The 11,440-nt window shown below is 39.2% G+C and carries 11 protein-coding genes; 10 read left to right on the top strand and 1 reads right to left on the bottom strand.

All coding sequences use genetic code 11. The features are described from left to right. Positions 1-78 precede the first annotated feature (78 nt). Positions 79-825, top strand: a complete 747-nt coding sequence (locus HMPREF2877_RS02600; protein ID WP_070578548.1) for an NADPH-dependent oxidoreductase — start codon at positions 79-81, stop codon at positions 823-825. A gap of 25 nt (positions 826-850) precedes the next feature. Here the strand turns inward: HMPREF2877_RS02600 and HMPREF2877_RS02595 are convergent, their stop codons facing one another. Further along, positions 851-1,708, bottom strand: coding sequence for a metallophosphoesterase (locus HMPREF2877_RS02595; protein WP_045771778.1), 858 nt, complete (start codon positions 1,706-1,708; stop codon positions 851-853). Positions 1,709-1,801: 93 nt separating this feature from the next. On the opposite strand from HMPREF2877_RS02595, the gene queG reads away from it, so the two are divergent. The 9 genes from queG to HMPREF2877_RS02550 form a co-directional block, all read left to right on the top strand. Then, positions 1,802-2,920, top strand: a complete 1,119-nt coding sequence (gene queG, locus HMPREF2877_RS02590) for a tRNA epoxyqueuosine(34) reductase QueG (protein WP_070578545.1) — start codon at positions 1,802-1,804, stop codon at positions 2,918-2,920. Positions 2,921-2,972: 52 nt separating this feature from the next. Beyond that, positions 2,973-4,071 (top strand): peptide chain release factor 2 gene (prfB, locus tag HMPREF2877_RS02585; protein WP_096833329.1). Its coding sequence is split into 2 segments (ribosomal slippage): positions 2,973-3,044 and positions 3,046-4,071, totalling 1,098 coding nucleotides; the frame shifts between segments, so codons are not numbered across the junction. An 86-nt stretch (positions 4,072-4,157) separates the two neighbouring features. After that, the gene (gene ftsE / locus HMPREF2877_RS02580; protein WP_013990672.1) at positions 4,158-4,850 is read left to right on the top strand and encodes a cell division ATP-binding protein FtsE; all 693 of its coding nucleotides are present in this window, start codon (positions 4,158-4,160) and stop codon (positions 4,848-4,850) included. Continuing rightward, positions 4,843-5,772, top strand: a complete 930-nt coding sequence (gene ftsX, locus HMPREF2877_RS02575) for a permease-like cell division protein FtsX (protein ID WP_070578542.1) — start codon at positions 4,843-4,845, stop codon at positions 5,770-5,772. Before ftsE ends, ftsX begins: the two co-directional genes overlap by 8 nt. 154 nt (positions 5,773-5,926) lie before the next feature. Then, on the top strand, positions 5,927-6,409 hold the full coding sequence (locus tag HMPREF2877_RS02570) for an NUDIX hydrolase (protein ID WP_048790813.1): 483 nt from the start codon (positions 5,927-5,929) through the stop codon (positions 6,407-6,409). 9 nt (positions 6,410-6,418) lie between these two features. Beyond that, positions 6,419-7,597 carry an AI-2E family transporter gene (locus HMPREF2877_RS02565; protein WP_048790812.1) on the top strand — a complete coding sequence of 393 codons (1,179 nt, stop codon included), beginning with the start codon at positions 6,419-6,421 and terminating at the stop codon, positions 7,595-7,597. Next, complete coding sequence (locus tag HMPREF2877_RS02560) at positions 7,587-8,816, top strand: tetratricopeptide repeat protein (RefSeq protein ID WP_048790811.1); 1,230 nt, start codon at positions 7,587-7,589, stop codon at positions 8,814-8,816. Before HMPREF2877_RS02565 ends, HMPREF2877_RS02560 begins: the two co-directional genes overlap by 11 nt. 121 nt (positions 8,817-8,937) lie before the next feature. Next, the gene (lepB, locus tag HMPREF2877_RS02555; protein ID WP_002884860.1) at positions 8,938-9,495 is read left to right on the top strand and encodes a signal peptidase I; all 558 of its coding nucleotides are present in this window, start codon (positions 8,938-8,940) and stop codon (positions 9,493-9,495) included. Positions 9,496-9,653: 158 nt separating this feature from the next. Beyond that, a partial coding sequence (locus tag HMPREF2877_RS02550; RefSeq protein ID WP_070578539.1) for a GBS Bsp-like repeat-containing protein occupies positions 9,654-11,440 on the top strand: 1,787 nt, incomplete at its 3' end.

Below are 11,440 nucleotides of genomic sequence, written 5' to 3'. Positions count from 1 at the left end.
TTTTCTTATCACATCTTGAATTCAGGAAGAGTCTTGTTTATAATTGAAGAGAAATAATCACAAGATAAGGAGAAGGCCATGAACGAGACCATTAAGACACAACTCAATCACCGCAGCATCCGTCAATTTAAACCTCTAGCTTTGACACAGGAAGAAGTTGACCTTCTGGTTGATGTTGCCAGACATACGGCAACTAGTAATTTTAGACAATCCTATTCGATTATCAGTATTACTGATCAAAAATTGAAGGAAGAAATTGCTGAAATTGCGAATCAGCCTTATATTCCAAATGCTGGTCATCTTTTTGTATTTGTTGTAGACCAAAGACGTAATACTTTGATTGCAGAGGCAAAGGGTGCTGAAGCCTTGGTGCAAGGTAGTCCCGAACGCTTTATCTCGGCCTTTTCAGATGCAATGATTGCTGCTCAAAATGTGGTAGTAGCTGCTGAGAGTTTAGGCATGGGAACAGTTTATTTGGGAAGTATCTTGAATGATAATGCCAAGCTTTCGGAGCTTCTCAAACTTCCAAAGTATGTCTATCCTGCAGTGGGCCTAGCGGTTGGTTGGCCAGATCAGGAGCCACAGCTTAAACCTCGTTTGCCACGTCACGTCATCCATATGGAAAATTATTATCAGGATTTGGAAAATCCCTTGGAGGAGCTAAAAGATTACGACGCTGAAGTCCATGAGTATTATGATCTCCGCGATCTCAATAATAGGGTTGATGAATTTACGACTCAGATTGCTAAGACCATGAATAAATCCGTTGCCAACCGTGCTAATACCTTGAAGGATCTTCAAAAACAGGGATTTTTCATCGACTAAAAAAACGACTCCCGTAAGAGTCGTTCTACAAATCAAATAGTGTCATGGATGAAAGGAACTCATTTGCTAGTTCCTTTTTTTCATACTCTAAAAACTCTTGTAGTTTCTTGACTAGGTTATAACGCTTGGATAGGTTCCATGTTCCAGTAGGATTGAGTTCAGGGTGATTGGAAACAAAATCAATAATTAAGTCCCATTCTCGTCGGTATCCAAGAGGACGCGAGTGATAGGTTACACCGTCAATAGTTACCGTCCCAAAACTGCGGTGGGCATGACCAAAAACAACATCTTTAACGCCGTGCTTGACGAAAATCTGATGGAATTGTTCAGATCCCAAATAAGCGTTAAAAGGTTTAAAACGTACGTGCGTCATGGTGAAACGACTGTGAGGAACGAAATGCATGGCAACTATAAGGTTATTCGTGTCTAAATCATTTAGAATATTATCTAGCTTCTGGAGACTAGTTTGACAGATTTCGGGATCAGTACCCAATCGTTTAAGTCGTCGGTCGAACCAGAGTTGCTTCTTACGTTTAAGAATCTTATCTAATTTTTCATCAGAATAGGAATAATCATACCACCCATGAAAAGCCAATAATGTCTTACTTCCTAAATCAATTACCTGAAAATCAAGATTATCAATAAGCTCATCTTCTAAATCAAGCATATCATGATTGCCTAAATTATAGGTGACCTTGACCGCCTTAGACAGTTTTCGTAGAAAAGGTTTCGTATCGATAGAAAAATGGTTGGATATATCACCGGCGATATGGAGGTGGCTAACTTCTTGATCTTTTAGACACTTTATAAGAGTATCGATTTCATATGTTTCAAAGTGATTCAAATCAATATGTAAATCACTCATTACTGCAAGTCTTGTCATAAAAACATTGTAACAAAAAGGTTAAGGCTTGTCTCTATATGAAGATGGTGGAAAATACTTGCCCTTGGACTACATTTTCATTATGATAAGAATATGGATATCAAGTTAGAAATACAAAAGATGGCCAAGGAAATTGGCATTTCAAAAATTGGTTTTACAACCGCTGATGATTTTGCCTATCTGGAGAAATCCCTTCGACTTGGTGTCGAAGAAGGGCGAACAACAGGGTTTGAACATAAAAATATTGAAGAGCGTATTTATCCTAAGTTGACCTTAGAATCAGCTAAAACCATCATTTCCATTGCAGTAGCCTATCCGCATAAGTTGCCGCAACAACCCCAAAAAACAGAATTTAAGCGGGGCAAAATCACTCCAAATTCGTGGGGTCTAGATTACCACTATGTTTTGCAGGACAAACTAAAATGCTTGGCAGAAGGCATTGAAAAACTGACGGAAAACTTCGAATATAAAGGTATGGTGGATACTGGAGCCTTGGTCGATACAGCAGTGGCCAAGCGAGCTGGAATAGGTTTTATCGGAAAGAATGGACTAGTGATTTCAAAAGAATACGGCTCCTACATGTATCTCGGTGAGCTTATCACTAATCTAGAGATAGAACCTGATCATGAAGTAGACTATGGATGTGGGGATTGTCGTCGTTGTTTGGATGCCTGTCCGACATCTTGTCTCATTGGCGATGGGACTATGAATGCCCGTCGTTGCCTATCCTTCCAGACCCAAGATAAGGGGATGATGGATATGGAGTTTCGAAAGAAAATAAAGACTGTTATCTATGGCTGTGATATTTGTCAGATTTCCTGTCCATATAACAGAGGTATCGACAATCCTTTGGCTTCAGATATAGATCCTGAGCTTGCCGTGCCCGAATTGCTTCCATTTCTTGAGCTGAGTAACAAATCCTTCAAGGAGAAATTTGGGATGATTGCCGGTTCATGGCGAGGGAAGAATATTCTTCAACGTAATGCCATTATTGCCTTGGCCAACTTACATGACCGCAATGCTATTGTCAAACTGATGGAGATTATCGATAAGAATAATAATCCCATCCATACGGCGACTGCCATTTGGGCTCTCGGAGAAATTGTTAAGAAGCCCGATGAGGCCATGTTAGACTATATGAGGAATCTTTCACCTAAAGATGAAGACGCCCAAGCAGAGTGGGAGCTTGTATGCGCAAAATGGCAAATTTAAGTGATTTATGCTAGAATTAAGCATAATACTATAAAATGGAGGAAACCTATCCATGGAAGTGGCAGAAATTCGCCAAAAAATCTCTGAAAATCAAGAGAAGCTCGTGAGCTTCGGGAGGTCTCTTTGACTTAGATCGTTTGGAAGAGGACATTGCGCTCCTTGAAAACCGAATGACTGAGCCAGATTTTTGGAATGATAATATTGCAGCTCAAAAAACTTCACAAGAGTTAAATGAGCTCAAAATGAAATACGAAACTTTCAACAATATGCAAGAACTCTCTGATGAAACAGAGCTTTATTTAGAAATGTTGGAAGAAGATGATAGTGTTCAAGAAGAGCTGGAAGAAACGCTCGAAAAACTTGATAAGATTATGACAAGTTACGAGATGACACTGCTCTTGTCTGAACCATATGACCATAACAATGCCATTCTGGAAATTCACCCAGGATCTGGTGGTACAGAAGCTCAGGACTGGGCTGATATGTTGCTCCGTATGTACCAACGTTATGGAAATGCCAAAGGTTTCAAGGTTGAGACTTTGGATTATCAGGCTGGTGATGAAGCTGGAATCAAATCTGTAACCCTTGCTTTTGAAGGACCTAATGCTTATGGTTTCCTCAAATCAGAAATGGGTGTCCACCGTTTGGTTCGTATTTCACCATTTGACTCTGCCAAACGTCGTCATACCTCATTTACATCTGTGGAAGTTATGCCTGAATTGGATGATACCATTGAAGTTGAAATTCGTGATGATGATATCAAGATGGATACATTTCGTTCAGGTGGTGCTGGTGGTCAGAACGTCAACAAGGTTTCTACAGGTGTGCGTTTGACCCATATTCCAACTGGTATTGTTGTAGCTTCAACGGTTGACCGTACACAATATGGGAACCGCGACCGTGCGATGAAAATGCTTCAAGCTAAACTCTATCAAATGGAGCAAGAAAAGAAAGCAGAAGAAGTGAATGCTTTGAAGGGTGATAAGAAAGAAATCACTTGGGGAAGTCAAATTCGCTCATACGTTTTCACGCCATATACCATGGTTAAAGATCACCGTACAGGCTATGAAGTTGCCCAGGTTGATAAGGTAATGGATGGAGATATTGAAGGCTTCATCGATGCCTACCTCAAGTGGCGTATGGAAGAATAGTAACGATATACTATTTTCAAGTATTTAGATACTCTATCTCAATGAAAGGAAGGCTTCAGCTATTTTAGTAGTTGAATACTGAAATTATGGCTCTTATTGAATTAAAAGATGTTACTAAGAAGTATGATAAGTCAACAACAGCCCTTAGACACATTGATTTGTCTGTTAACTCTGGGGAGTTTGTTTACTTAGTCGGCCCTTCTGGTGCTGGGAAATCAAGCTTAATTCGCTTGTTCTACCAAGAAGAAAAATTAACGAGTGGCTCTATGAAGGTTGGAGAGTTTGATTTAACCCGACTTCGTAAGAAAGATGTTCCACTTTTGAGACGTTCTATTGGAGTTGTTTTCCAGGATTATAAACTCCTTCCAAAGAAAACGGCTTTTGAAAACGTTGCATATGCCATGGAAGTTATTGGTGAGAAACCTCGTCATATCAAGAAACGGGTGACAGAGGTTCTCGAGTTGGTTGGTCTTAAACACAAGATGCGTTCATTCCCAAATCAATTGTCTGGTGGTGAGCAACAACGTGTCGCTATTGCGCGTGCTATCGTCAATAATCCAAAAGTGTTGATTGCGGATGAACCAACAGGGAACTTGGACCCAGAGATTTCATGGGAAATTATGCAAGTCCTTGAACGTATTAACTTGCAAGGGACTACCATTATAATGGCAACCCATAACTCAACTATCGTTAATAACCTTCGTCATCGTGTCGTAGCGATTGAAGAAGGACGTATTGTTCGTGATGAAGAGGAAGGAGAGTACGGTTACCATGATTAGACGCTTTTTCCGCCATTTAGGAGAATCGATTAAGAATCTCAAACGTAATCTATTGTCGACACTTACGGCAGTATTTTCGGTGATGATTGTTCTTTCACTTTTAGGTGTCTTTGGCTCTGTTATTTTAAATACGCAGAAATTGGCTTCAGATATTGAAAAGAATATTCAGGTCAATGTCTACTTGGATCCAGATTCATCAGATGCCTCGAAAACAGTCAAGGAACTTTCTGGACAGATTGTTGCTAATAAAGACTACCATAAGATTTATGATGCTTTGACCAAAATCAAAGGTGTAGATAAGGTTACTTTCTCTAGTAAAGAAGAGCAAAAGAAACAACTGATTGAAACAATGGGTTCAAGTTTCGAGACAGCTACTGGAGATGCCAACCCTCTTTCAGATGTTTACATCGTCCAAACGAAATCACCAGATGATGTGAGTCGAGTTGCCAAGGAAACAAAAGCCATTCAGGGTGTTGATAATGCTAACTTTGGTGGCTCAGATACTGAAATTCTGATGTCCACTATGAAACGTGTTCAATTTTGGGGAATCATTGCCACAGCACTCTTAACTATTGTGGCTGTCCTATTGATTTCAAATACCATCCGTATTACCATTATGTCACGTGCGACTGAAATTCAAATCATGCGTTTGGTAGGTGCTAAGAATTCATACATTCGTCGTCCCTACTTGATGGAAGGTGCTTGGATTGGAGCACTTGGTGCCATCATTCCTTCTGGGCTCATTTATCTTTTGTATCACATGGTTTACTCATCTTTGAACCCTGATTTTGTCAAAGGTGGTATTTCGATGTATGATCCAGAGTGGTTTGTCTATGCGGTTATCGGAACCCTCTTTGCAGTCGGTATCATTATCGGTTCGATTGGGTCACGTATGGCAATGCGCCGTTATTTGAAATACTAAAGAAATTAAAGGAGAACCAATCTGGTTCTCTTTTTGTTTGTCAAGAGAATCAGAAAGCAGATTTTCAACTATATCTCAAAATCGTTTGCTCAAAGCCCAAATCCAATCCCATATTTGGTATAATATTTAAAAAACATTGGAAAAGAGATGCATTATGACAAAGTTAGCTACCATTTGTTATATTGACAATGGAAAGGAGCTTTTGCTCCTACATCGTAATAAAAAGCCTAATGATGTTCATGAAGGAAAGTGGATTTCTGTTGGGGGAAAACTAGAAGCGGGAGAAACGCCTGACGAATGTGCTCGTCGTGAAATTCTCGAGGAAACCCATTTTATAGTGACTGAGATGGATTTTAAAGGGATGATTACCTTTCCAGAATTTACCCCTGGTCATGATTGGTACACCTATGTCTTTAAGGTAACTGGTTTTGAAGGAGAACTCATCTCAGATGAGGAGTCTCGTGAAGGAACGCTTGAATGGGTACCATATGATGAGGTCTTATCTAAACCAACTTGGGAAGGTGACTACGAGATCTTCAAGTGGATTCTTGAAGATAAGCCTTTCTTCTCTGCAAAATTTGTCTATGATCGTAACCAAAACTTAGTAGACAAGACTGTAACCTTTTATGATAAATAGGGAGGAACTATGAAGCGTAAAAAAACAGAACATTTTTCAGAAACATGGTTTTTTAAGTGGATTTTGAATAATCAGGCTGTTGTAGCCTTTTTCATCTTACTTTTGATTGGTTTGACGGTTTTGATTTTCACCAAGATTAGTCCTATTTTTTCACCCGTCATTCAGTTTATGACCATTATTATGTTGCCACTGGTTATTTCCATGCTCCTTTATTACTTAATAAAACCTTTGGTACTACTTGTAGAAAGAACTGGACTAAACCGAACCATGTCTATCTTAGTCATCTACGCTATCCTTGGTTTGCTCTTGGTCTGGGGAATTTCGACGGCTATTCCTAGCTTACAAAATCAAATTTTGATCTTAATAAGAAATGCACCATCATATATTGCACGTGCCAATAGTGAGACGGAACGTTGGATTAATCTTCCTATTCTTTCCAACTTCCACGGTGATCTAGAGTCCATGCTTAGTGATTTCTCAGCGAGAATGGTCAACTATGCTGAGAACTTTTCTTCATCTGCTCTGACATGGGTTGGGACTTTTGCAAGCACAGTAGCAAGGGTGACAGTAGCTATCATTTTGGCACCTTTCATTCTCTTCTACCTTTTAAGAGATAGCCAAAAGATGAAACATAGCTTTGTTTCAGCCTTACCAACTCGCTTTCGTGAAACAACTGTTCGTATGCTTTCAGATATTAATAGTCAGCTTGAAGGGTATGTTCAAGGCCAGGTTACAGTCGCTATTGTCGTTGCCATTATGTTCTGTATTATGTTTAAGATTGTAGGTCTTCGATATGGTATGACTTTTGGTATTATGGCAGGTTTTCTAAACATGGTTCCTTATCTAGGAAGCTTTCTTGCTATGGTACCAGTTGTAATCATGGGACTGGTACAAGGACCTGCTATGCTGATCAAGGTCCTCGTCATTTTTGTCATCGAGCAAACTATTGAAGGACGTTTTGTTTCTCCGCTTGTTTTGGGAAATAAACTAAGCATTCACCCTATCACCATTATGTTTATTCTCTTGACAGCAGGATCTCTTTACGGTGTGTGGGGTGTCCTATTAGGGATTCCGATCTATGCCTCTGTCAAGGTTGTTGTTAGAGAGATTTTTGATTGGTACCGTTCTGTAAGTAATCTTTATCAAGATGATTTAGAAAATGAAGGACAAAAAGACGATGTTAAATAGTGAAAAAATGGTTGCCTCTATTGGAAACCAAGATTTAGACCACGCAGACAAATATTTAAAAAAAGCTTTACGAGAAGATCCTGCAGAGGTTCTTGTTGAGTTAGGTCAATACCTAGAGTCTATTGGTTTCTTACCACAAGCACAGGAAATTTACGAAAAAGTTCGTTTTGATTTTCCAGAGGTTAATGTCAATCTAGCACAAATTGCAGCCGAAGATGGTGATATTGAAGAGGCCTTTCTTTATTTGGATGCCATACCTGAAGACTCTGACGACTATTTGTCTGCTTTAATTGTAAAGGCAGACCTCTATCAAATGGAGGGCTTAACTGATGTGGCACGTGATAAGTTGTTGGAGGCAAGTCAATTATCAGATGACTCATTGATTATTTTTGGTTTGGCTGAGATGGAATTTGAACTTGGAAATTTTGAACAAGCTATTCAATACTATGCTAAATTAGATAATCGTGACCTCCTGGCAATGACTGGCGTTTCTACTTATGAACGCATTGGTAAGGCTTATGCCAGTCTTGGTAAGTTTGAAGCTGCTCGTGAATTTTTGGAAAAAGCTATTGAAATTGAATACGATGATACCATTGCTTTTGAGTTAGCCACTTTGCTCTATGATCAAGAAGAGTATCAAAAAGCTAATTTTTACTTTAAGCAGATAGAAACCATGTCTGCTGACTTCGAGGGTTATGAGTATTTTTACGCCTTGTCCTTACATGCAGAACATAAAACTGAAGAAGCATTACGTATGGCACAACAAGGGATTTCAAAAAATGCTTTTGATGTTCAATTACTTTTGTTAGCATCACAGTTATCCTATGAGTTGCATGACACTCAATCTGCTGAATCTTATCTGAAGCAAGCCTTACCACTAGCTGAGGACCAAGATGAGATTGTTCTACGTTTAAGTACTCTCTATTTGGAAGAAGAACGTTACGAGGATCTAGTAGCTTTAGCCGATTACGAAGTTGATTCTGTTTTGGCTCGCTGGAATATTGCCAAGGCCTACCAAGCACTTGATGATGAAGAAGAAGCTTTTCAAATCTATCAAGATTTGGCTACAGATTTATCTGAAAATCCTGATTTCCTCCATGATTATGCATATATCCTGCGTGAATTTGGTTACAGAGATCAGGCGCGTGCAACGGCAGAAAAATACCTTGCCTTAGTTCCAGATGATGTCAATATGCAAACATTTCTTGAGGATTATTAAGCTGCGAAAGGCTTTAATCCTTGGTTTAAAGAGAGGGAGAGATACATTGAGCTTGTTCACTCCCTCTTTTTTTATTTCTCTATTTATGTTATGATTTTATTAGAACCCATAAGGAGTAAGTATGGTTAAGAGAGATTTAATTCGAAATATTATCATAGCAGTTCTTGCCATTGTAGTGATTTTGTTGTTAAGAGCATTTGTCTTTTCAACACACCGTGTGACTGAAGGTCAGGCGAATGACTATATTCATGCTGGTGATTATGTTACTTTCAATAAAAATGTTGAACCTCAGAAAAAAGATTTTATTCTTTATACAGTTAATGGCAAGGAATATATTGGTCGTGTTATTGCTGATGAAGGCAAGAGCGTGACAGCTATGGATGATTTCCTTTATGTTAATGATAAGTCAGTTGACGAAGCCTATATTAGCAAGGATAAATCAGCTTATTTGGCGACAGTGTCACCTGGAAACTTCTTCACTGATGATTTTTCCATTGCAACATTGACAGATAATAAACAAACTAAGATTGAAAAGGGTCAATATCTTGTACTGAACGATAACCGTCGTAATACAGATGATAGTCGTAAGTTTGGTCTCATTGAAAAAGACCAAATTAAAGGTGTTATCTCTTTCAGATTGTATCCTCTATCACGTTTTGGTTTCGTTGATGTCGATTAATATTTCAATACTACTAAAAAAGCTAGGAACTTTTGACAAGTTTCTAGCTTTTTTTTGCGAATAAATTGGTGAAGGTTTATTTTAGGACTTCACGATGCTGATAGTTTAATAGTCTTAAAATGAATTAGCAGAAATTGTAAGTAGAAGAGGAAATTAAGATGCAATTAGGATTTCATTTTGGATTTAAGAAAAGCAAAGCTTATGGACTGTGCGGTGTTATGCTGGCAATCTTATTTTTAGGCATGTCTGGTCACTCGGCGAAAGCAGATGAAATGTTGCTGCCAACTGATACATTTTCATCTTTGAAAGAAAGTACAGATAATCATGAGGCAAGTTATTCTGAAGTAGGAGTACACGATGATTCAACGAGTCAAATGAATCTACAAAGTGAAAAGGTATTAGAGGAGGAGCAAACAAGTCTGGCAGATTCTTCAAAAATAGCTGTCTTAACCAATAGTTCTGTGACCACAAGCTCTTATCAAGAGGCAGATGATCTTAGCGAAATTAATCAGAATCAAAGTTATTTTCTTAGTGCCATTAAGCAAGGGGCTATAAATGGAGCCAAGCAAGGAGTCCTTCCTTCTATTACGGCAGCACAAGCTATCCTAGAAAGTGGTTGGGGAAGCTCTGAACTTGCTAAGGCTCCCAACAATAATCTTTTTGGCATTAAGGATTCAGAGGACTGGAATGGAGAAATCGTGACTGTGCCTACCCAGGAATATGTTAATGGTGACTATATCACGGTCAATGCAGCTTTTCGGAAATATGCCTCATGGAATGATAGCGTAGTAGATCATGCAAAATTTTTTACGAGTACAGAGTGGCGAAAAAACAATTACCGAAAAGTTGTGAATGAAACAGATTATCGCATTGCGGCTCAAGAACTGAAGAATGCAGGATATGCGACAGATCCAAGTTACGCTGGAAAACTTATCTCTTTAATTGAAGCCTATAAACTTTATGAATGGGATGCGGTGAGCAATATTACAAACTCTGTCCTTAAAAATGAAGGAGTAGAGAGCCAAGATTCCAAAGCCGACCTTGCCATCACTGGTCTCAACAATGCTACGGGTAGCTATGATTTTGTCATTTCAAATTTGGTTGCGCCACGTGGCTTCAAAGAAGTCTTGGTTCCAACCTGGTCAGAAAAGAACGGTCAAGATGATATCATTTGGTACAAGGCAGCTAAGCAAGCTAATGGAGACTATAAGGTAACTGTTCGTTCAAGCAACCATAAAGGTGATAGCGGCCTTTATAATTCTCATGTCTATTTGGTTGACAATGATGGTAAATTCATTGGCTTAGGTGGCAAACAAGTGACACTTGATATCACTAAAACTCAAGGAACATTGACTATTACCAATAATGATAAAAATCGTGGAACTTTTGACGTTCTTATCACCAATCTCACCAATCCAGGGGGGATTACAGGTGTGGTAATACCTGTTTGGTCTGAGCAAAATGGTCAGGATGATCTTGTTTGGCATAATGCCACAAAACAAGATGATGGTTCTTACAAGGTGACGATTTCAGCCAGTCAACACAAGTGGAATTCAGGCAAGTACATTGTTCACGGCTATATTGTTGATGCTTCAGGTAAGAATATCGGCTTTGGGGCAACTTCAGCTGATGTGGTAGCACCTAAGAAAATCGGTTCGGCCTCAAGAGGAAACTACGATGTCTTAAATAAAGTTGTCTATCTCGATGCAGGTCATGGTGGCTATGATCCGGGTGCTTCTTACTTTGGTATTTCTGAAAAGAGCTTGACCTTGGCTATCCAAAGCCGCGTGAAAGCTAAACTAGAAGCAGAAGGCTATCAAGTTGTGACCACACGCACAAGTGATACCTATGTTGACTTGACGGACCGTTCACGTGCGGCTAATGCCTCTGAATCTGATATCTTCGTAAGCATCCACATCAATGCTTCAGGAAGTTCTGCAGCACA

The sequence above is a fragment of the Streptococcus sp. HMSC072D03 genome, from assembly GCF_001812855.1.
GTDB lineage: Bacteria > Bacillota > Bacilli > Lactobacillales > Streptococcaceae > Streptococcus > Streptococcus salivarius_D.
Note: the sequence above shows the minus strand (reverse complement) of the source record. Positions and strands in the feature narration are given on the sequence as shown.